This window comes from Streptomyces sp. NPDC006235 (assembly GCF_040613735.1).
Taxonomy (GTDB): Bacteria; Actinomycetota; Actinomycetes; order Streptomycetales; family Streptomycetaceae; genus Streptomyces.
The window spans coordinates 1-19,155 of the sequence record NZ_JBEXSR010000039.1 but is presented as its reverse complement, the minus strand read 5'-3'; the positions used below and the strand labels follow the sequence as shown (position 1 = coordinate 19,155).

At 71.6% G+C, this 19,155-nt stretch carries 24 protein-coding genes and 1 tRNA gene; 7 read left to right on the top strand and 18 right to left on the bottom strand.

The features are described from left to right. Positions 1–3: 3 nt before the first annotated feature. Positions 4–357 carry an STAS domain-containing protein gene (locus ABZ192_RS33340; protein WP_356928275.1) on the bottom strand — a complete coding sequence of 118 codons (354 nt, stop codon included), beginning with the start codon at positions 355–357 and terminating at the stop codon, positions 4–6. Between the two features lie 216 nt (positions 358–573). Between ABZ192_RS33340 and ABZ192_RS33335 the strand changes: the two genes are divergently transcribed. Next, complete coding sequence (locus ABZ192_RS33335; RefSeq protein WP_356928204.1) at positions 574–1,296, top strand: ANTAR domain-containing protein; 723 nt, start codon at positions 574–576, stop codon at positions 1,294–1,296. A 57-nt stretch (positions 1,297–1,353) separates the two neighbouring features. Next, a complete protein-coding gene (locus tag ABZ192_RS33330) occupies positions 1,354–2,055 on the top strand; it encodes a GAF and ANTAR domain-containing protein (protein WP_356928203.1) in 702 nt (233 codons plus the stop codon). Here the strand turns inward: ABZ192_RS33330 and ABZ192_RS33325 are convergent. The 3 genes from ABZ192_RS33325 to ABZ192_RS33315 all read right to left on the bottom strand — a co-directional run bounded on the left by ABZ192_RS33325 (position 2,038) and on the right by ABZ192_RS33315 (position 6,011). After that, entirely contained in the window at positions 2,038–2,859 is an 822-nt protein-coding gene (locus ABZ192_RS33325; protein WP_356928202.1) for a YceI family protein, read from the bottom strand. The two genes, ABZ192_RS33330 and ABZ192_RS33325, sit on opposite strands and share 18 nt — an antisense overlap. A 103-nt stretch (positions 2,860–2,962) precedes the next feature. Beyond that, positions 2,963–5,509, bottom strand: a complete 2,547-nt coding sequence (locus tag ABZ192_RS33320; RefSeq protein ID WP_356928201.1) for an MFS transporter — start codon at positions 5,507–5,509, stop codon at positions 2,963–2,965. Positions 5,510–5,522: 13 nt separating this feature from the next. Next, on the bottom strand, positions 5,523–6,011 hold the full coding sequence (locus tag ABZ192_RS33315; protein WP_356928200.1) for a MarR family transcriptional regulator: 489 nt from the start codon (positions 6,009–6,011) through the stop codon (positions 5,523–5,525). A gap of 215 nt (positions 6,012–6,226) precedes the next feature. On the opposite strand from ABZ192_RS33315, the gene ABZ192_RS33310 reads away from it, so the two are divergent. After that, positions 6,227–6,424, top strand: a complete 198-nt coding sequence (locus tag ABZ192_RS33310; protein WP_356928199.1) for a hypothetical protein — start codon at positions 6,227–6,229, stop codon at positions 6,422–6,424. 393 nt (positions 6,425–6,817) lie between these two features. On the opposite strand, the gene ABZ192_RS33305 is transcribed toward ABZ192_RS33310, so the two are convergent. The 8 genes from ABZ192_RS33305 to ABZ192_RS33270 all read right to left on the bottom strand — a co-directional run bounded on the left by ABZ192_RS33305 (position 6,818) and on the right by ABZ192_RS33270 (position 11,238). Further along, entirely contained in the window at positions 6,818–7,723 is a 906-nt protein-coding gene (locus ABZ192_RS33305; RefSeq protein WP_356928198.1) for an RNA polymerase sigma factor SigF, read from the bottom strand. Positions 7,724–8,037: 314 nt separating this feature from the next. After that, the gene (locus tag ABZ192_RS33300) at positions 8,038–8,868 is read right to left on the bottom strand and encodes an RNA polymerase sigma factor SigF (RefSeq protein ID WP_356928274.1); all 831 of its coding nucleotides are present in this window, start codon (positions 8,866–8,868) and stop codon (positions 8,038–8,040) included. Positions 8,869–9,052: 184 nt separating this feature from the next. Further along, positions 9,053–9,346, bottom strand: a complete 294-nt coding sequence (locus ABZ192_RS33295) for a Dabb family protein (RefSeq protein WP_356928197.1) — start codon at positions 9,344–9,346, stop codon at positions 9,053–9,055. Further along, the gene (locus tag ABZ192_RS33290; RefSeq protein WP_356928196.1) at positions 9,346–9,522 is read right to left on the bottom strand and encodes a hypothetical protein; all 177 of its coding nucleotides are present in this window, start codon (positions 9,520–9,522) and stop codon (positions 9,346–9,348) included. The genes ABZ192_RS33295 and ABZ192_RS33290 overlap by 1 nt, the downstream gene beginning before the upstream one ends. 83 nt (positions 9,523–9,605) lie before the next feature. Beyond that, positions 9,606–9,690 (bottom strand) — tRNA-Ser (locus ABZ192_RS33285). Positions 9,691–9,745: 55 nt separating this feature from the next. Continuing rightward, on the bottom strand, positions 9,746–10,177 hold the full coding sequence (tadA, locus tag ABZ192_RS33280; RefSeq protein ID WP_356928195.1) for a tRNA adenosine(34) deaminase TadA: 432 nt from the start codon (positions 10,175–10,177) through the stop codon (positions 9,746–9,748). Positions 10,178–10,233: 56 nt separating this feature from the next. Then, positions 10,234–10,770, bottom strand: a complete 537-nt coding sequence (locus ABZ192_RS33275) for a hypothetical protein (protein ID WP_356928273.1) — start codon at positions 10,768–10,770, stop codon at positions 10,234–10,236. Between the two features lie 288 nt (positions 10,771–11,058). Beyond that, complete coding sequence (locus ABZ192_RS33270) at positions 11,059–11,238, bottom strand: hypothetical protein (protein ID WP_356928272.1); 180 nt, start codon at positions 11,236–11,238, stop codon at positions 11,059–11,061. 363 nt (positions 11,239–11,601) lie between these two features. On the opposite strand from ABZ192_RS33270, the gene upp reads away from it, so the two are divergent. Then, positions 11,602–12,237 (top strand): uracil phosphoribosyltransferase, encoded by a 636-nt coding sequence (upp, locus tag ABZ192_RS33265; RefSeq protein WP_037671908.1) that lies wholly within the window; start codon positions 11,602–11,604, stop codon positions 12,235–12,237. Positions 12,238–12,256: 19 nt separating this feature from the next. Here the strand turns inward: upp and ABZ192_RS33260 are convergent, their stop codons facing one another. From ABZ192_RS33260 to ABZ192_RS33235, 6 genes are all read right to left on the bottom strand, one after another. Beyond that, positions 12,257–12,874, bottom strand: coding sequence for a LytR C-terminal domain-containing protein (locus ABZ192_RS33260; RefSeq protein WP_356928271.1), 618 nt, complete (start codon positions 12,872–12,874; stop codon positions 12,257–12,259). A 120-nt stretch (positions 12,875–12,994) separates the two neighbouring features. After that, positions 12,995–13,291 (bottom strand): type II toxin-antitoxin system VapB family antitoxin, encoded by a 297-nt coding sequence (locus tag ABZ192_RS33255; RefSeq protein WP_003991361.1) that lies wholly within the window; start codon positions 13,289–13,291, stop codon positions 12,995–12,997. Positions 13,292–13,592: 301 nt separating this feature from the next. After that, positions 13,593–13,745, bottom strand: coding sequence for a hypothetical protein (locus ABZ192_RS33250; protein WP_356928194.1), 153 nt, complete (start codon positions 13,743–13,745; stop codon positions 13,593–13,595). A 69-nt stretch (positions 13,746–13,814) separates the two neighbouring features. After that, positions 13,815–14,153, bottom strand: coding sequence for a hypothetical protein (locus tag ABZ192_RS33245; protein WP_356928192.1), 339 nt, complete (start codon positions 14,151–14,153; stop codon positions 13,815–13,817). Between the two features lie 283 nt (positions 14,154–14,436). Then, complete coding sequence (locus ABZ192_RS33240; RefSeq protein WP_356928191.1) at positions 14,437–15,030, bottom strand: HhH-GPD-type base excision DNA repair protein; 594 nt, start codon at positions 15,028–15,030, stop codon at positions 14,437–14,439. A gap of 57 nt (positions 15,031–15,087) precedes the next feature. Then, positions 15,088–15,813 carry a siderophore-interacting protein gene (locus ABZ192_RS33235; protein ID WP_356928270.1) on the bottom strand — a complete coding sequence of 242 codons (726 nt, stop codon included), beginning with the start codon at positions 15,811–15,813 and terminating at the stop codon, positions 15,088–15,090. 81 nt (positions 15,814–15,894) lie between these two features. On the opposite strand from ABZ192_RS33235, the gene ABZ192_RS33230 reads away from it, so the two are divergent. Genes ABZ192_RS33230 through ABZ192_RS33220 form a run of 3 tightly spaced genes read left to right on the top strand, consistent with a single transcriptional unit; the run spans position 15,895 to position 19,065 of the window. Further along, a complete protein-coding gene (locus ABZ192_RS33230) occupies positions 15,895–17,988 on the top strand; it encodes a penicillin acylase family protein (RefSeq protein WP_356928190.1) in 2,094 nt (697 codons plus the stop codon). After that, complete coding sequence (locus ABZ192_RS33225; protein ID WP_356928189.1) at positions 17,981–18,589, top strand: GNAT family N-acetyltransferase; 609 nt, start codon at positions 17,981–17,983, stop codon at positions 18,587–18,589. The genes ABZ192_RS33230 and ABZ192_RS33225 overlap by 8 nt, the downstream gene beginning before the upstream one ends. Next, positions 18,586–19,065, top strand: a complete 480-nt coding sequence (locus ABZ192_RS33220) for a cupin domain-containing protein (protein WP_356928188.1) — start codon at positions 18,586–18,588, stop codon at positions 19,063–19,065. Before ABZ192_RS33225 ends, ABZ192_RS33220 begins: the two co-directional genes overlap by 4 nt. Positions 19,066–19,155: the final 90 nt, after the last annotated feature.

The window sequence follows — 19,155 nt, the reverse complement described above, 5'->3', positions numbered from 1 at the left end:
AGCCTACGACGCCATGGCCTCGGCGAGGTTGTCGTACACGGGCACGTCCCGGCGCAGGCCGGTCAGCTCCAGCACGCGGCTCGCGACACCGTCCGGCCGGGCCACCACACGCATCCGGGCCCCGGGGCGCAGCCGGTGGCGTACGTCGTTGATGAGGCGGATGCCCTGGGAGTCCATGAAGTGGGTCGCGGTGAGGTCGAGGACGAGCACCTCGAGCCGGTCACCACGGGCCCGGGTCTCCGACACGATGAGCGGAAGCAGCTGCTCCGCGTTGCCGAAGTCGATCTCGGCGGGCAGGGTGAGACGAACGCGGCCGGGCAGGTCCGGCGATTCGGTGGGATTCGGGAAGAAAGTCACAGCGCTCACCTGACAGACGTTCGTCCGTTTTCCGGTAAGGCCGCTTCCTGACCCTCGGGCCCATTCCACCACGCCGGGTCGCGGCTGGGGAAGCGCCTGTGGCGGCCGTCGGCCGGACGTCACCTGGACGCAACCGAGCAGCTAGAGTGCTGTCCGTCCTGTGCTCGCAGTCGGGAATGTGCTGCGGAGCTCTCCTGCGCACGGCCATGGTCGTGCATGCCGAAGAGGTTCGTGGTGGCTGCGTCCGAGTTTCCTGATTTGCCCCGTTTTCCGGTCGGCTTGGAGCTGGCCGAGGCCCTGACGGTGGCGGCTCAGCAGCTGCACGAGAAGACCTCGCCGCACCACACGCTGCGCACGGCGGTCCGGCTGGCCGTGCACCTCATGCCCGGGGCCGAACACGCCGGCATCTCCGAGATCGAGCGCGGCAACAAGTTCCGTACGCTCGCCTGGAGCGACGACGTCGTACGCTCCGCCGAGGCCCGGCACGGCGGCCGCGAACCGCAGGGGCACTGGGACCAGTTGTGGCACAGCCCGGTGGCGCGGGTGACGGACAGCGAGGCCGACGACGGCTGGGACGTGCTGTCCGCCCTGGGACTGCGCTCGGCGCTGTCACTGCGGCTGCGCGCCGACCGCCGCCGGCTGACCGTGCTCACCGCCTACGCGCGCAAACCGGGCGCCTTCGACGAGGACGCGGCGCGCATCGGCCGGCTGTTCACCGCGCACGTCAGCATCGCCCTGGACTCCGCCACCGTGCGCGAGCAGCTCACCGAGGCCATGCACACCCGGGACCTGATCGGCCAGGCCACCGGCATCCTCATGGAGCGCCAGGGCATCGACGCGGCCGCCGCCTTCGAGAGCCTGGTGCGGGCCTCCCAGCGGGAGAACGTGAAACTGCGCGACCTGGCCCGCGGGATCGTCGGTTCTCACAACTCCACATGAGGCACCGTGAGTTAGGGCGGGGGCGTTAAGGAACGCCGACGGGATACCCGTACGTCCATGAGCTCCGAGACGTCCGACACGCTGGACCAGGCGATGGTGCGCAGCAGCGGTCTCGACACCCTGCTGCGCGATTTGACCGACCGTGCGGTGCAGGAGGTGCCGGGCGCGGCCGCGTGCAGCATCACGGTGCGCCGCAGCGGCCGGCTGCTCACCCTGGCCGGCAGCGACGGCCTGCCCAGCGGCCTGGACCAGAGGCAGTACGAGAACGGCTCGGGCCCCTGCGTCGAGGCCGCCGAGACCGGCGTCGAGCAGTACGCACCCGACCTGGCCGAGGAGTCCCGCTGGCCGGCGTACACGCCGTACGCGCTGGCCAAGGGCGTGAGGTGCGCGCTGGCGGTACCGCTCGCCGTCGAGGGCGAGACGGGAGCGGCGATCAACTACTACGGCCTGCGGCCCGGGGTGCTCGGCGCGGCCCGGGACACGGCCCGGACCTTCGCGGCCCGGGCGGGAGGAGCGATCGACGTCGCGCTGCGTATCGAGCACCAGCGCCAGTCGGCGGCCGACGTGCGCACCGCGCTGCTCTCCCGCAGTGTCATCGATCAGGCGATCGGCATCCTCATGGCCCGGGAGCGGATCGACGCCCGGGACGCGCTGGAGCGGCTGCGCCGTGCCTCACAGCACCGGAACGTCAAACTCCGGGACCTCTGCGACCAGTTGGTGGCGAAGGTCTCGGGACCGGCCTCAGACGGCCGGAAGTGACTCGCCCTGCACGGCCTGGATGTCCAGCTCCACCTTGAGCGTGGTGCCGATGGCGGCGATGCCGGCCTGGAGGACCTGGTTGTAGTTCATCGCGAAGTCCTCGCGGTGCAGCTCGGTCGTGGCGCGAAACGCCGCCCGGGTGCCGCCCCACGGGTCCGGACCCGTGCCGAGGTAGGCCAGGTCCAGGTCCACGGCCCGTACGACCCCGTGCATGCCCAGCTCGCCGTGCACGGTCCACCGGTCGGACCCGGTCGCCGTGAGCCCCGTCGAGCGGTAGGTGATCTCGGGGAACCGCTCGACGTCCAGGAAGTCCGGCGACTTCAGGTGCCCGTCGCGCATGCCGTTGCCGGTGTCGATGGACGCGGCCCGGATCACCGCCTCCACACGGGACTTGGTGACGTCGTCCGGGGCGATCTCGATCGAGCCGGAGAACTCCGTGAACCGGCCGTGCACGCTGGAGATGCCCAGGTGCTGTGCCACGGCGGCCACACTGGAGTGCACCGGGTCGACCGTCCACGGCCCCGGCGGCGGCAGCTCGGTGCCGCCCTGCCGCGCCAGTGTCACCGTGCCGACCTCGGCCCGGCCGCTCGCCGTGACGATCACGCTGGAGGCGGCGGGCGCGTAGCCGACGGCGGTGACGATGACGGTGTACGCCCCCGGCTCCAGTGGCGTCGCGTCCCGGACGGCGCCCTCCGCATCGGCCTCGGCGCGCAGGGCCTGCGCACCGGTCATGTCGGCCACGGTGACGACCGCGTGCGACACGGCCCAACCGTCCCGGGTACGGATCCTCGCGGTCAGTCCCATCTCAGCTAACTCCCCAAAAAACAGAAACTCGAAAGGAAACCGGCCCGTGGCAGGGGCGCGCCTCCGCTCGGAGCGCGCCCACCGCCACGGGCCGGGGCTTGTCCTACTCGCCGGGGTGGGCGAGTTCGATGTCGTGGGCGTCGGTGCCGCGGCCCGTGACCGTCAGGGCGGTGGCCACCGGCGGGTAGCCCGTGGCGATGACGGTGTACTCGCCGCCGTCCAGGTCGGTGAAGGCGTACGCCCCGTCCGAGCCGGTCGTGGCCGAGCCGACGACGTTGCCCGCCTGGTCGACCAGCGTCACCCGGGCGTCGGCCAGCGGGCCGTGCGGGGCGCGGACGACACCCTGGACGCGGGCGCCCGAGTCCAGGTCGATCTCGACCCGGGTGACCCCGGTGCCGCCCACCTCGACGGGCAGGGCGCGCGGCCGGTACCCGGTGGCGTTCACCGCGACGGTCACCGCCCCGGGCACCAGCTCGGTGAAGGAGAACTCGCCCTGCTCACCGGTGGCCTGGGTGGCCAGCAGGTCCCCGCGCACGTCGGTCACGATGACCATCGCGTCCTTGACCGGCTGCCCGCCGTCGGCGGCCCGCACCAGGCCGGTCAGCCCGCTGGTGCCGCTGAGCAGGATGTCGTAGGCGACCGGCTCGCCGTTCACCACGACCGTGGACGCCTGCGGCTGGTAGCCGTCGGCGGAGGCGATCAGCACGTACGACCCGGCGCCCGGCGCGTCGAGGGCGTAGGAGCCGTCGGCCTGCGCCACGGACCGGCCCAGCTGACGCCCGGCCAGCGAGATCAGCGTGACGGCGGCCTGCGGCACGGGGGTGCTCTCGTTGCCGCGGACGAAGCCGCGGACCGGCACACCGTTCCCACCGGACGCGGGCTCCTCGGCCCGGGTCGCCGTGGCGACGGCGGCGAGCCGCTGCGTGCCCTCGGGCCCGGTGCCGTCGGCGGTCTCGGTGTCCGCCACGGCCCAGCTCGGCACGGCCTTCTCCGCGACGGGAGCCTCGGCGGCCGCCACGGCGGGAGCCTCCGCGCGGGCGTCGGTGTCCGCCGCCTGCGCCAGCCCACCCTTCGTCTTCAACGGGACCTCCTTGATGAACAGCGACACCAGCAGCGCGAGCAGCGCCAGCGGGGCCGAGTAGAGGAACACGTCCGCGACACCGTGGCCGTAGGCGCTCTCCACGACGGTGCGGATCGGCGCGGGCATCGCATTCAGGTCGGGGATGCCGCCACCGCCCGTGCCGGCGTGGCCGAGGGCCTGGCCCTTGGCGCCGAGGCCGGCGAGGCCGTCCTTGACGTAGTCGGTGATCTTGTTGCCCAGGACCGCGCCCAGCGCCGAGACGCCCACGGCACCGCCCAGGGACCGGAAGAAGGTCACCGTGGAGCTGGCGGCGCCCAGGTCACCCGGCTCCACCTGGTTCTGCGTGCAGAGCACCAGGTTCTGCATCATCATGCCGATGCCGAGGCCCATCAGCGCCATGAAGATCGCTATGTGCCAGTACTCGGTGTCGTACCGGATCGTGCCCAGCAGCCCGAGGCCCGCGGTCACCAGCACACCGCCGCCGAGCAGCCAGCCCTTCCAGCGCCCGGTCCGGGTGATGACCTGGCCGGAGAGGGTGGAGGAGACGAACAGGCCCGCGATCATCGGGATGGTCATGACGCCGGACATCGTCGGCGACTTGTCCCGCGCCAGCTGGAAGTACTGGCTGAAGAACACGGTCCCCGAGAACATCGCGACACCGACGAACAGCGAGGCCAGGGAGGCCAGCGTGATCGTGCGATTGCGGAACAGCCGCAGCGGGATGATCGGCTCGCTCGCCTTCGCCTCGACCAGCACGAACAGCGCCAGCAGCACGACCGAGCCGCCGACCATCGCGTACGTCTGCCACGACACCCAGTCGTACTTGTCGCCGGCGAAGGTCACCCAGACCAGCAGCAGGCAGACGGCCGCGGTGATGAAGAAGGCGCCGGCCCAGTCGACCTTGACCTTCCGCTTCACCACGGGCAGGTGCAGGGTCTTCTGGAGCACGATCAGGGCGATCACGGCGAAGGGCACGCCGACGTAGAAGCACCAGCGCCAGCCGAGCCAGTCCGTGTCGGTGATGACACCGCCGACCAGCGGGCCGCCGACCATGGCCGTGGCGAAGACGGCGCCCAGGTAGCCGTTGTAACGCCCGCGCTCACGGGGCGAGATCATCGCCGCCATGATGATCTGGGCCAGCGCGGACAGACCGCCCATGCCGATGCCCTGGACGGCGCGGAAGGTGATGAGCATGCCCGGGTTCTGGGACATGCCGGCCGCCGCGGAGCCCAGAACGAAGATCACCAGGGCGAGCTGGATCAGCAGCTTCTTGGAGAACAGGTCGGCGAGCTTGCCCCACAGGGGCGTCGACGCGGTCATCGTCAGCAGGGACGCCGTCACGACCCAGGTGTAGGCGCTCTGGCCGCCGCCGAGGTCGCCGATGATCCGGGGCAGGGCGTTGGAGACGATCGTCGATGACAGGATCGCGACGAACATGCCGAGCAGGAGGCCGGTGAGGGCCTCCATGATCTGCCGGTGCGTCATCGGAGCGCCGCCGCCGGGGGAGCCGTGGGAGCCTCCCCCGTGCTTGGCATGAGCCCGCACACCGGCTGGTGTGGTCGTTGCCATGGGCTTCCTTTTCTTACGTGCTTGCGGGTGTACGGGTGGTCTGTGCGACAGCGGGTGGTGCCGCCCGGGGCGCGGGGCGGCAGTCGAAGCTCTCTCTCAGCCGCGCCATCAGGTCCGTGAGCCGGCCGACGTCCTCGTCGCTCCAGTCGCTCAGGCGCTCGGCGAGGACCTCGGTGGTCCGCCGGGACAGCTCGTCGAGCTGTGCGTGGCCCGCCGGGGTGAGGCGCAGGATCCGGGAGCGCTTGTCCGCGGGGTCGGGGGAGCGTTCGATCCAGCCTCGGTCCACGACGTGCGCGACATGGCGACTGGTGACCGACATGTCCACCGCGAGCAGCTCCGCGAGCTTGCTCATGCGCATGTCGCCGTGGCGACCGAGGATGGTCAGTACGGTCGCCGAACCGCCGGGGCAGTCGGCCGGCATGATCCGGCTGAGCTCCCGCTTCACGGCGCCGAAGGCACTGAACTGGCGGACCAGCTCTTCGTACTGCGCCCTCTCGGCCATGACACCTCCCGCTTTCGTTGCTTAGGGCAACCATAGGAGCTGTTGGTTGCTGCAGGCAAATAAAAGAGGTAAGTGCGGCATAAAAAGTTGGCAAAGGCAAGTATTGCGGTAGTAAATGTGCAGGTCGTGAGGCTGGGGGGAGGGGTCCGGTGGGACTGAACGGAATGCCAACCCCCACTTGGGGAGCCCAGGCGTTTTCGCTAGGGTCTCGGGCCATGGCTAACAACCAGGCCCCGCAGGGCAATCACGACCCCGCCGGCAGCACCCAGATGTTCCGCGCGTTCGTCGACGAGGCGCCGCAGGGGCGGCAGGCCGCGGCGACGAGCGGTGGCGGGCCGCGTATCGGTCTCATCCTCGGCGTCGTCGTCGCCGTCGCGGTGATCGCGGCGGTGGCGTGGCTGGCGCTGGGCTGACGCGGTCGGCCGTGCGGCGCGTACGGCGGTTTTACTGAAACTGGGGGCTCCGGCGTCGGGTGGTCCGCGACCCGGCGTCGCAGGGCACTCGGCGTTGCCGCTCAGGCCGGGTGGGTGCGCAGCCCGGCGTTGCGGGGTGCCGCTGCGCCCATCCGTGCCGCCTGGGGGCGCCTCCCAGGCCTTTAAGGCACTGGGGGAGGCACGACTGCCCGCAGCTAAGGCGCACCCGCGTACGCACGGAAGGGGACGTGTCGGGGGGAGTCCGCCCGCAACGGTTGGCGCGTCGACGGACAGTCAGTCGGCGTCCGACCCCATCGCGCCGTTCCGAGGACGGACACCCCCGGCGCGGCCCCGACCCACCACCACCGGGTGGGCGCCGGGGCGCGCGCACGCTCAGTCCGAGATGAGGCCTTCCCGCAGCTGTGCCAGGGTCCTCGTCAGCAGGCGGGACACGTGCATCTGCGAGATGCCGACCTCCTCGCCGATCTGCGACTGGGTCATGTTCGCGAAGAACCGCAGCATGATGATCCGCCGCTCACGGGGCGGCAGCTTGGCCAGCAGCGGCTTCAGCGACTCCCGGTACTCGACGCCCTCCAGGGCGCTGTCCTCGTACCCCAGCCGGTCCGCCAGCGAGCCCTCGCCGCCGTCGTCCTCCGGCGCCGGGGAGTCCAGCGAGGACGCCGTGTACGCGTTCCCCACCGCCAGCCCGTCGACGACGTCCTCCTCGGACACCCCGAGCACGGACGCGAGTTCGGTGACCGTCGGCGAGCGGTCCAGCTTCTGCGAGAGCTCGTCACTGGCCTTCGTCAGGGCCAGCCGCAGCTCCTGAAGCCGGCGCGGCACCCGCACCGACCACGACGTGTCGCGGAAGAACCGCTTGATCTCACCCACGACGGTCGGCATCGCGAACGTCGGGAACTCCACGCCCCGTTCGCAGTCGAACCGGTCGATCGCCTTGATCAGCCCGATCGTGCCGACCTGGACGATGTCCTCCATCGGCTCGTTGCGGGAGCGGAACCGCGCCGCCGCGTACCGCACCAGCGGCAGGTTGAGCTCGATCAGCGTGTCACGGACGTACGCACGCTCGGGGCTGTCCTCGTCGAGCGTGGCCAGCCGCAGGAACAGGGAGCGGGACAGGGTGCGGGTGTCGATGGCCCCCGTGGCCACAGGCGCCGGGGCGGGCTCGGTCGCGAGCTCGGCCGGAACGTCGTCGATGGGGCCAAGTGAGTCGAGAGCATGGGGAGCTGTGTCGCTCTCCGCGAGCGTGAGCACCTTCGAGCTGCCCTGTTCTGCGGACATGCCACCCCCTTTGGGTCGCGGGACGGTCGCGGCGAACGCTCCCGTCTGGGGAACGCAGCCTTCACCTGAATACCGGCGCCGAAGCCCCGGCAAACGCGCTTCCCGCAGAATGTCACATGTCGGCAACACGCTGTAGTGACATGTCGACATCTGAGACGCCAATCCGCCCTGCAAGCAACGGGCCTGACGCCTTTTCGGCCCGCAACTGTCGGGAACGGCCCTGATGAGCGATTCCCTCTCCACGGTTACCACTCGCAACTGTTTGCGGTTACGTGCCGAGGCGGCTCACAGCCACCCACCACCCCGGTTCGCGGCTACGCGTCGATCCGGTTCGCAGACCGCAACCGCTGGAAGCTACGCGCGAGTAGCCGCGAGACGTGCATCTGCGAGACGCCGAGTTCCGCACTGATCTGAGACTGCGTGAGGTTGCTGTAGTACCGCAGCAGCAGGATGCGCTGCTCCCTCTCGGGCAGCTGGACGAGCAGATGCCGTACGAGATCCCGGTGCTCCACCCCGTCCAGCGCGGGGTCCTCGTAGCCGAGCCGGTCCAGCAGCCCCGGCAGCCCGTCGCCCTCCTGGGCGGCCTCCAGGGAGGTCGCGTGGTACGAGCGTCCGGCCTCGATGCAGGACAGCACCTCGTCCTCGGTGATGCGCAGCCGCTCGGCGATCTCCGCGGTCGTCGGGGTGCGCCCGAAGGCGGTCGTCAGGTCCTCGGTCGCGCTGTTGACCTGCACCCACAGCTCGTGCAGCCGGCGCGGCACATGGACCGTACGGACGTTGTCGCGGAAGTAGCGCTTGATCTCGCCGATCACCGTCGGCATCGCGAACGTCGGGAACTGCACGCCCCGGTCCGGGTCGAAGCGGTCGATGGCGTTGATGAGCCCGATGGTGCCCACCTGGACGACGTCCTCCATCGGTTCGTTGCGGGAGCGGAACCGGGCGGCCGCGTAGCGCACGAGGGGGAGGTTGGCCTCGATGAGCGCCCCGCGCACCCGGTCGTGCTCCGGCGTGCCCGGCTGGAGCTCCTTGAGCTGCGCGAAGAGGACCTGTGTGAGGGCGCGGGTGTCCGCGCCGCGGCTCCGCTGCGGAGCCGGTTCCGAGGATGGTGCCTGAGGTGTGGTACTGGCCAGCACGGTCAACTCCACCTCGTCATCCGTCAACCCATCCGTCAACTCTCTCTTCCATCAAAAGCGGTCATAGCATCACAAGACATGTGCACTGTGTGCAAGCACCCCATAACTACGTGTTGAGGGATGAAATACGGCATAGATGTGCACCCACAGCAGAAGAGCCCCCCGTCGGAGCGACGGGGGGCTCGAAGGGGCGGAGTCAGAACTCGTAGTCGGCGATCACCCACGTGGCGAACTCGCGCCACAGCGCGACGCCCGCCTGGTGGTCGGGGTGCTCCACGTACCGGCGCAGCGCGTCCGCGTCGTCGAAGGCCGAGTTGATGGCGAAGTCATGGGCGATGGGACGGTCGCTGACGTTCCAGCCGAGCTCCCAGAAGCGGATCCCGGGGATCGTGTCCTCGAGGGCACGGAAGGCCTCGACGCCCTTGACGACCCGCGGGTCGTCGCGCTCGACGCCGTCATGGAGCTTGAAGAGGACCAGGTGCCGGATCATCACTTTCCTCCGTCGGCGACCCAGGTGGCGAAGTCGCCGAGGGCGCGGGCGGCGTCCGAAATGCCCTGAAACCCTATCAGCATGTAGTCGGCGGCCTTCTGCGGATCCGTGATGATCACGTACATCACGAAGACCACGACGACGTAGACGGCGACCTTCTTCGCGTTCACCGCCATCGCGGCCTCCCGAGTCACTGGTGTCCCATGCAGCGCACATGATCGCACGAAGGGCCCCGTCTGACGACGGGGCCCTTCTCCAGCGGTAGCGGAGGGATTTGAACCCTCGGTGACTTGCGCCACACTCGCTTTCGAGGCGAGCTCCTTCGGCCGCTCGGACACGCTACCGAGGGAGACCTTACAGCAAGGTGCGGCGTGCTTTGAAATCGGTTAGCGGCGACGGTCAGCGGCCGCGGAAGAACTCGGTGAGCAGCCCGGCGCACTCCTCGGCGAGCACGCCCTCGATCACCTCGGGCCGGTGGTTGAGCCGCCGGTCGCGGACGAGGTCCCAGAGGGAACCGGCCGCGCCGGCCTTCTCGTCGCGGGCGCCGTAGACGAGCCGGTCGACGCGCGACTGCTGGATCGCGCCCGCGCACATCGTGCAGGGCTCCAGCGTCACCACGAGGGTGCATCCGGCGAGCCGCCACCGGCCGAGTGCGGCCGCGGCCCGCCGGAGAGCGAGGATCTCCGCGTGGGCCGTCGGGTCACCGCCGGCCTCGCGTTCGTTGTGCCCGGCCGCGAGCACGGTCGTGCCGTCCGGCGCCAGGACGACGGCGCCGACCGGTACGTCCCCGCCCCGGACGGCCTCGGCGGCCTGGTCCAGGGCGAGTCGCATCGCGGGCCGCCAGGGGTCCCGTACGGGATCCGGTGGTCCCGGGGTGGTGCGTGCGGTCAGCGGACCGTCTCCAGGGTTTCCGAGGCGCCGAGGGCCTCGGCGATCTCCGTGACGGCGTCCGTCGCCAGCGAGCGCAGCTCCTTCTCGCTCACGCCGAGGTCGTCCAGGATCTGGGCGTCGCCGACCGGGCCGTGCGGCACGGCCTCGCCGGTTCCGGCGACCGGGTCGCCGTCACCGGCCTCGTCGTCGTCGGAATCACCGTCCTCCGTGCCGTCGAGATCGAGGGCGTCGAGGTCGTCCCCGTCGTCCGGATCGCGTCCGAGCAGCTCGTCGGTGAGCAGGATCTCGCCGTAGCTGCTGCGGGCAGCGGCGGCGGCGTCCGAGACGTAGATGCGAGGGTCGTCCTCGCCGTCCACGCGGACGACGCCGAACCAGGCGTCCTCCTGCTCGATGAGCACGAGCACCGTGTCCTCGTCGGGGGAGGCTTCACGGGCCAGGTCGGCCAGATCCGACAGGGTTTCCACATCGTCGAGCTCTGTGTCGCTCGCTTCCCACCCGTCTTCGGTGCGCGCGAGCAGTGCGGCGAAGTACACCGTGACTCTCCCACTGGTCATAGGCGTGCCGGTTGGGGGTCCCCCCGGCGGAGGTTGCGGGCGGGGAGTGCTCGTCCGAGCCCCACCCACTCGGAATCGTGGCAGAAACAAGGCGTTCAGGGGACGTCTTCGGCTCCCTGTGTCCGGCAGTTCTGCTCGCACGCTCGTTGCCGCCACCTGCGGATCGTACGCGGCTTTCCCCCGCTCCACGCACGGGCCACCTCGACAACGTCCGCGCGGTTCGTGATCTTCCCCGGAGGTTTCATCGGGGGTTTCCCCGGGCGTTTCCTACCAGCGGAAGGTGCGCATGCGCATCGCGTGCCGCAGCCGGGCCACTTTGACGCGGCGCGGCTGGACGCGGTCCCGCAGCTCACGGGCCTCGGCCAGATCGCGCAGGAAACGGGCGCGCCGCCGCCGGCGCTCGGCGTCGGTCTCGTCCGCCCCGTCCACCGGCTCGGCCTGGACGATCCGGGCCGGCGCACCGGGCCTACGGGTCTCACCGGCCGCAGCGGCGGCACCGGCCGTACCGGTCCTGTCGGCCGTACCGGTCCTGCCGGTCCTGCCGGGCCTACGGGTCTTGCCGGACCTACGGGTCTTGCCGGTCCTGCCGGTGTCGTAGGCCCCGTTCTCGTATGTCTCCGCGTCCGGCGCGGGCCGTGCGCGCGGCGACGGATCGTCTCGGGAATCCCGGTCGGGCATCAGGCTCACCATCCCCAGTCCGTCTCTACCGCTTTCCCCCGGACGGGCGGTTTGACGCCGGCGTACGGGTGACGGCCGGACGGCGGGCTTGCCGTGCGGCCGGGGTCAACGGGCCCGGTTACTGTTGTCGGCATGCGTCTCCACGTCGTCGACCACCCTCTGGTCGCCCACAAGCTCACCACGCTGCGCGACCAGCGCACCGACTCCGCGACCTTCCGCCGTCTCGCCGACGAGCTGGTCACCCTGCTCGCCTACGAGGCCACGCGCGACGTGCGCACCGAACAGGTCGACATCAAGACGCCGGTGGCCACGACCACGGGCGTCAAGCTGTCCCACCCGCGTCCGCTGGTGGTGCCGATCCTGCGGGCAGGCCTCGGCATGCTGGACGGCATGGTCCGGCTGCTGCCGACCGCCGAGGTGGGCTTCCTCGGCATGATCCGCAACGAGGAGACGCTCCAGGCCTCCACGTACGCCACGCGGATGCCGGAGGACCTGTCGGGCCGTCAGGTGTATGTGCTGGACCCGATGCTCGCCACCGGCGGCACGCTGGTCGCGGCGATCCAGGAGCTGATCCGGCGCGGCGCCGACGACGTGACCGCCGTGGTGCTGCTGGCCGCGCCGGAGGGCGTCGAGGTCATGGAGCGTGAGCTGGCGGGCACCCCGGTGACGGTCGTGACCGCGTCGGTCGACGAGCGCCTGAACGAGCACGGCTACATCGTGCCGGGCCTCGGCGACGCGGGGGACCGGATGTACGGCGCGGCCGAGTAGGCCCCGCGGCCCGGGCTGCTCAGCAGCCCTTCTTCGACGACGGCGCCGGCTCGGGCGTGGCCAGCTTGGTCAGGGCCCGGTCGGCGTCCGGCTTCTTCGCCAGCTCCTTGAAGCCGTCGCCGATGACGAGGTCGAGGGCGGTGCCCTTGCGGGCCGCCTCGGTGCGCCGTTCGGCGCCCGGGAGCTGGGTGCCGAGCACCGGCAGCGAGGTGTCGAGGGCGGAGGCGGGGCCGAGCAGCACGCCGGTGCCCTTGACCTTCTTGTCGTACTGCTTGGTCGCGTTGCCCACGTCGCCGATCTTGAAGCCGCGCTTCTTCAGCTCGTCGGCGGTCTTCTTCGCCAGGCCGCTGCGGGTGGTGGCGTTGAGCACGTTGACCGTGATCGCACGCGGTTCGGGCAGGGCCTTGGCGCGGGGCGAGGGGCTCGCCTTGGTCTTCGGGGCGCAGTCCGTCCCGCTGCCGGCCGCCGAGGCCCTTTCGCCGCCGCCGGTGAAGACGTCGATGAGCTGCCACGTGCCCCAGCCGCCCACACCGAGCACCGCGGCCGAGACGACCACCAGCCCGACGAGCCTGCCGCGCCGCCGGGGCCGGCGCATCCGCGGGTACTTGTTTCCCTTGATGCGGTATTTGCCGCCCATGCCGGGGGGAGTCAGCATGCTCATGAGCGCAGCGTAGTGCGCCTGGGCGACGATGCCTACTAGATGATCATTCGACGTCGCCCAGCAGACCCGAAAGGGTCAACCCGTGACCCGGCGGGGTCAGTCGAGTTCGAGCACGCGCGCGTGCAGCACCTGACGCTGCTGGAGCGCCGCCCGCACCGCGCGGTGCAGGCCGTCCTCCAGGTACAGGTCGCCCTGCCACTTCACGACGTGCGCGAAGAGGTCGCCGTAGAACGTGGAGTCCTCGGCGAGGAGCGTCTCGAGATCGAGCTGCTGCTTGGTCGTCACGAGCTGATCGAGGCGGACCGGGCGCGGCGCGACGTCCGCCCACTGCCGGGTGCTGTCCCGGCCGTGGTCGGGGTACGGCCGGCCGTTTCCGATGCGCTTGAAGATCACACGGAAAGCCTACCGGGCAGGACCTTCCGGGCGCAGCCGTGGCGGCGGAGTGCGGCGCTGAAAAAACCCTCACAAGGCGGTATGAACCGGGAACGGGGGTGTGAATATGCCGGAGCCCGGGACCGTGCGGCGGCCCCACACACCCGAGGCGGGCCGACCGGCTCCAGGCCCGTGCCGCCGAGGCGTTCCTGGAGTGGATCACACAATGCGTGCGCCTGGTTCGCCCGAAAGGGGGCGGCGGAGGCGCCGGCCTGGCCCTGGCCTGGCCGTCACCGCCTCCGCCTCTGCCTCTGCGGCTCGGTCAGCCGCGTTCCCTCTCCTGCGGGGTCTGCTGCCGTTCCCGGGTCTTTGGCCCGGACGGGCGCTGAGGCTGGGGCTGGGACGGCTTGGGGGTGTTGCGGACGGCCTCGGCGCGCAGGAGAGCGCGCAGGACCGCGTACGGGTCTTCGAGCATGGCTGTGTTCCTCGTTCCGTGTTGCTGCGCATGGCTGCGTACGGGCTGACGGACAGGTGTCCGGCCCTGTCAGCAGCGCAGGACCTCGGAACACAGGGGCCGGGGGTCGTGCCGCGCCGCCGGCGGTACGGGCACACGATGCGGCGCGGTGTACGCGGGCCCGGAGGTCGGGAGCGGGGCGGGGCGCAGAGGGACGGCTGTGCGCCGGGCGCCCCGGGCCGGTGGGCGCAGGGCGGTGTCGAGGACGTCGCACTCGATGGCCGTGCTCTCCGCGGAGACGGAGGCCATCGGCCCCGCGTGCGCCTCGGCGTGCGCGCCGGGCACGAGCAGGGCGAGCAGCAGGACGAGCACCCGCGGCCACGTCCTCCGACGGGTGGCGCGGGGGGCCGGCTGCGGTGCGGAGTTCACGGGAGGCGGTTCCCCGCCGCGAGTACGCGGTTCATCCCGCCGACTGCGAGTTCCGCCCGCTGGGCGTACGACGACCCCGGTTACGCAGGGCGATGACGTCGGGCCCCGAGCCCCGGGGCGCACCGGGCGCGTGCCGGTGGAAAGGGCCGCGCTCCGGTCCCCGGGGGGAGCCGCTCGATGGCCGCTCATGATCCATGCTTGGCCCGCCCGGGAGACTCCCGCCACCTGGGACGGGCCGCGCGGATGATGGCCGCGAGGGCCGGGGCGGGGGCCCCGCGGTCCGCTACGTGCCCGTCGCCTTCGCTGCCTTGGCCGCGGCCTTCATTTCCTGCTTGTGGGCCCGGACCTTCGCCAGCGACTCGGGGCCGGTGATGTCGGCCACCGAGCGGAAGGACTTCGGTTCACCGTAGGAGCCCGCGGCCTCCTGCCAGCCCGGTGGCCGCACTCCGAGCTGCTTGCCGAGCAGGGCCAGGAAGATCTGGGCCTTCTGCTTGCCGAAGCCGGGCAGCTCGGCCAGCCGCTTCAGGAGTTCCTTGCCGGTCGTGGCGTCCTTCCAGACGGCCTCGGCGTCACCGTCGTAGTGCTCGACGAGGTACTGGCACAGTTGCTGGATGCGCTTGGCCATGGAGCCCGGGTAGCGGTGCACCGCCGGCTTGTGGGAGAGCAGCGCGGCGAAGGCCTCGGGGTCGTGCGCGGCGATCTCGTGCGCGTCCAGGTCGTCCGTGCCGAGCCGCTGGGCGATGGTCGCCGGGCCCTTGAACGCCCACTCCATCGGGATCTGCTGGTCGAGGAGCATCCCGACCAGCGCGGCGAGCGGACTGCGCCCGAGCAGCGCGTCGGCCTCGGGGTCCTGGGCGAGGTGAAGAGTGACGTCCATGCCCCGATCATCCCTCGGGGCGAGCCGGGCCGCGTCCGGAGGCCGGCCCGCCCGGGCCTACGACGCCGGCCGCCAGTAGCCCAGCGCGTGCACCCGCTGCTTGGGCAGGCCCAGTTCCTTGCGGACGTAGGCCGCGAGCGACCGGGTCGTCGTCGTGTCGCAGGCGATCCAGACGTACGGGTCGGACGTGTCCTGGAGCAGGCCGGGCAGGTCCGCCTTCACCTGCTGGACCAGGTGTGCGCCGGAGTCCTGGCGCGGCACCTTGCGCAGCTCGTGCCGGGCGGGATCGGTGCGGAACGGCAGATCGTCGTCGCCACCCTCGAACCAGACGGTGGCCGGGGCGGAGCCAAGCGCGTCCAGCAGGGAGTTGATGGCCGGCAGCGAGGCCGGGTCGCCGACGGCGAAGACATGGGAGGGAGTGGGGTCGGGGTGCTCGAAGCCGGTGCCCTGGACCGTCGCCTCGATGGTGTCGCCCGGCTTCGCCGCCCTGGCCCAGTCGCTGGCGCAGCCCTCGTGCAGGGCGAACTCCAGGCTGAACGTCCCGGCCGCCGGGTCCGGGTCGACCAGGGTGTAGGCCCGCTGGTGGGGCTTGCCCGCGTTGTCGAACCACAGCCGTACCCACATGGTCGGGTGCACGCCGGCCGCCGCGAGCAGACCGCCGTCGGTGAAGCGCAGCCGCCGGTAGTCCGGGGTGACGTCCTCCGCGCCGGTCAGGGTGAACACGAAATCCTTTGCGCGCAGCAGCTTGAGGACCGCGCCCTCCCAACCCCGCCCCTGCCCCATCCCGTATTCACCCTTCACGTACGATTCCCGCCACAGTTATGACTTAGGCAAGGCTAACCTAAAAGAAAGTGGGGGCACAGCGTGGCCACCGAGATCTACCGCGACGCCTGGGGCATTCCGCATCTGCGCGCGGGCAGCGCGGCCGAACTCGCCCGCGCCCAGGGCCTCGTCACCGCCCGCGACCGGGCCTGGCAGCTGGAGGTCGAGCGGCACCGGGCCCAGGGCACCTCGGCGTCCTTCCTCGGCGAGAGCGCCCTGTCCTGGGACCGGTTCGCCAGACGGGCCAGACTCGACGACACCGCCAGACGCTGCTTCACGGACCTGGAGAGACGGGACCCCGAGACGGCCGACTGGCTGCGGGCGTATGCGGAGGGGGTCAACAGCGGGCTGGCGGCGGGTGCCGACGCGGCCCCCGAGTTCGCCCGCGCCCACCTCACCCCCGGCACCTGGCACCCCTGGACCCCGCTCGGCGTCTGGCTGGCCACCCACATCCTCTTCGCCGGGTTCCCGGCCAAGCTCTGGCGTGAGCAGGTCGCGGCCCGCCTGGGCGCGGACGCCATCGGCCTGTTCGCCACAGACGGCCCCGGCACCTCCGGCAGCAACGGCTGGCTGGTGAGCGGGGAGCGGACCGTCACCGGGCGCGCGGTCATCGCCGGTGATCCGCACCGCTGGATCGAGGACCCGGGCGTCTACCAGCAGATCCGCCTGTCCTGCCCGGAGTTCGACGTCGTCGGCCTGGCCGTCCCCGGTGTCCCCGGCATCGCCCACTTCGGGCACACCGGCACGGTCGCCTGGGCCATCACCAACGCCATGGCCGACTACCAGGACCTGTATCGGGAGCGGCTGCGGCGCACCGGCGCCGGGGTGGAGGCCCTCGGCCCCGACGGGGTCTGGCACCGCGCTGCCCGGCACACGGAGATCGTCGAGGTGGCGGGCGAGGAGCCGGTCGAGGTCGAGGTCATCGAGACCGAGCGGGGCCCGGTGGTCATCGGCGGTCCCGAGGGACTCGACGGCGACCCGACGGACCCGGCCGGCCCGCCCGTCGCGATCAGCCTGCGCTACCCGCCCCGCGTCACCGGCGACCTCGGCTTCGGCGCCCTGCTGCCGCTGCTGCGGGCCCGCCGGGTCACCGACGTGGACCGCGCGTTCGACCGGTGGGCCGAGCCGGTCAACGTCGTCCAGGCCGCCGACACCGAGGGCGGTGTCCTGCACCGCGTCGCCGGGCGGGTGCCACTGCGCGCCGAGACCAACCGCCTGCGCCTGGTGCCCGCCTGGGAGCCCGGGCACGAGTGGCAGGGCTGGCAGGAGACGCCCCGCGCCGGGCTCACCGACGGCGTCGCCGTCATGGCCAACCAGCGCGGCCCGGCCGAACCCCTCGGCGTCGAGTTCGCCCCGCCCCACCGCCACGACCGCATCACCGCGCTGCTCGTCGGCCAGGACCGCTGGTCCGCCGCCGACATGCCAGCGATCCACACGGACACCCACCTCGCCTCCGCGTCCGCCCTCTTGGACCACCTCCGCGCCCTCGACGCCCTGACCCCCGAGGCCTCCGCCCTCCGAGACCGCCTCCTCGCCTGGAACCGCCGCATGGACGCCGACAGCGCCGACGCCGCCCTCTACTCGGCCGTGCGCGGCGCGGTCGTACGGCAGCTGGCGGCGCACCCCGCCTTCGCCGCACTCGCGACACCGCCGCCGTATCCGGAGGTGTTCCAGCCCTGGCTCGCCCTCCTCCCCCGCGTGGGCTTCGCCCTCGAACACCTGCTGCGGGTCGAGGACCTGTACGGAATCGACCGTGCGTCGGCCGTGCGCGCGGCGGTCGAGGAGGTGGCCGCCCGGCCGCCCGCCGGTGTCTGGGGCGACACCCACCGGCTCGCCCCCTGGCGGGCACGGGAGCCGGAGACGCCGTACGACGAACCGGGGCTGTCCGGCGACCACGACTGCGTGCTGTGCACCTCGGGCGTGCCGGGCCTCACCGACCGCGCCGCGCGCGGCCCGGCGGCCCGTTACGTCTGGGACCTGGCCCGGCGCGAGGACAGCCGCTGGGTCGTCCCGCTCGGCGCCTCGGGCGTCCCCGGCTCACCCCACCACCGCGACCAGCTCCCCCTGTGGCTCGTCGGCGACCTCGTCCCGGTCGTCACCGACTGGACCCTGCTGAAGAAGGAGACCGATGTCTGACCCGTACACCTCCCGCACGGCCGTCCACGAGCAGGTGACCGACGGCTTCGGCACCGTCCGCGTCCTGCCCCTGGACCCGGAGGCCGACGCCGGGACGGTCCACCGCTGGGTGAGCGAGGACCGGGCCGCCTTCTGGGGCATGACCGGCCTCACCGAGCGTCAGGTCGCCGAGATCTACGCCCACATGGACACCCTCCCCACCCACCACGCCTACCTCGTCGTCCGCGACGGCGAGCCGGTCGCCCTCCTCCAGACCTACGAGCCGGAGGCGGACCGCGTCAGCGAGTGCTACGACGTCCGCCCCGGCGACATCGGCGTCCACCTGTTGATCGCCCCCGCCGGCCCGGGCGGCACCCGCTCCGGCTGGACCGCACGGCTCGTGACCGCCGTCGCCCGGTACGTCCTGCTCGGGCTGGACCGCCGGCGGATCGTGGTCGACCCGGACGTCCGCAACGAGAAGGCGGTCGCCCGTTTCCTCACAATGGGCTTCACCCCGGGGCCGGTGGTGGTCCTGCCGGAGATCGACCTGCCGGACGTGTACCTGCCCGAGAAGAAGGCCCAGCTCGCCTTCCTCGACCGGGAGATACTCTTCCCCGCGTGACGCCCGACGACCTCATCGCTCACTACGGCCTGGAGCCGATCCCCCGGGAGGGCGGCCTGTTCCGCCAGACCTGGGCCGGTCCCGAACGCCCCGACGGCAGACCGGAGGGCACGGCGATCGTCGCGCTCCTCACAGCGGACGACTTCTCCGCCCTGCACCGCCTGCCGACCGACGAGATCTGGCACTTCTACCTCGGCGACCCCCTGGAGCTCCTCCTGCTCGCCCCGGACGGCAGCACGCGGACGGCGGTCCTCGGACCGGACGTCCTCGACGGCCAGCACGTCCAGTTCACGATCCCGGCGGGCACGTGGATGGGCGGCAGGGTGCGCGAGGGCGGGCAGTGGACCCTGTTCGGCTGCACGATGGCCCCCGGCTTCACGTTCGAGGGCTATGAACACGGGGACGCGGCGGAGCTGACGGCGCGCTATCCGGCAGTTGCCGACCCAGTCCGCGGGCTGTGCCGACCTGTCTCTTAGGGGTCCTTTCAGAATGCTGGGATCTTGCGGGCGAGGATCATGCATTGGGCGAGCTGGAGGAACGCGTCGTGCATGTCGTCTCGGGTTTCC

Coding starts and splice junctions, on each gene's coding strand:
- ABZ192_RS33335 (WP_356928204.1), top strand. CDS start 574: ATGCCGAAGAGGTTCGTGGTGGCTGCGTCCGAGTTTCCTGATTTGCCC.
- ABZ192_RS33330 (WP_356928203.1), top strand. CDS start 1,354: ATGAGCTCCGAGACGTCCGACACGCTGGACCAGGCGATGGTGCGCAGC.
- ABZ192_RS33325 (WP_356928202.1), bottom strand. CDS start 2,859: ATGGGACTGACCGCGAGGATCCGTACCCGGGACGGTTGGGCCGTGTCG.
- ABZ192_RS33320 (WP_356928201.1), bottom strand. CDS start 5,509: ATGGCAACGACCACACCAGCCGGTGTGCGGGCTCATGCCAAGCACGGG.
- ABZ192_RS33315 (WP_356928200.1), bottom strand. CDS start 6,011: ATGGCCGAGAGGGCGCAGTACGAAGAGCTGGTCCGCCAGTTCAGTGCC.
- ABZ192_RS33310 (WP_356928199.1), top strand. CDS start 6,227: ATGGCTAACAACCAGGCCCCGCAGGGCAATCACGACCCCGCCGGCAGC.
- ABZ192_RS33305 (WP_356928198.1), bottom strand. CDS start 7,723: ATGTCCGCAGAACAGGGCAGCTCGAAGGTGCTCACGCTCGCGGAGAGC.
- ABZ192_RS33295 (WP_356928197.1), bottom strand. CDS start 9,346: ATGATCCGGCACCTGGTCCTCTTCAAGCTCCATGACGGCGTCGAGCGC.
- ABZ192_RS33290 (WP_356928196.1), bottom strand. CDS start 9,522: ATGGCGGTGAACGCGAAGAAGGTCGCCGTCTACGTCGTCGTGGTCTTC.
- tadA (WP_356928195.1), bottom strand. CDS start 10,177: ATGCGACTCGCCCTGGACCAGGCCGCCGAGGCCGTCCGGGGCGGGGAC.
- upp (WP_037671908.1), top strand. CDS start 11,602: ATGCGTCTCCACGTCGTCGACCACCCTCTGGTCGCCCACAAGCTCACC.
- ABZ192_RS33260 (WP_356928271.1), bottom strand. CDS start 12,874: ATGGGCGGCAAATACCGCATCAAGGGAAACAAGTACCCGCGGATGCGC.
- ABZ192_RS33250 (WP_356928194.1), bottom strand. CDS start 13,745: ATGCTCGAAGACCCGTACGCGGTCCTGCGCGCTCTCCTGCGCGCCGAG.
- ABZ192_RS33240 (WP_356928191.1), bottom strand. CDS start 15,030: ATGGACGTCACTCTTCACCTCGCCCAGGACCCCGAGGCCGACGCGCTG.
- ABZ192_RS33235 (WP_356928270.1), bottom strand. CDS start 15,813: ATGGGGCAGGGGCGGGGTTGGGAGGGCGCGGTCCTCAAGCTGCTGCGC.
- ABZ192_RS33225 (WP_356928189.1), top strand. CDS start 17,981: ATGTCTGACCCGTACACCTCCCGCACGGCCGTCCACGAGCAGGTGACC.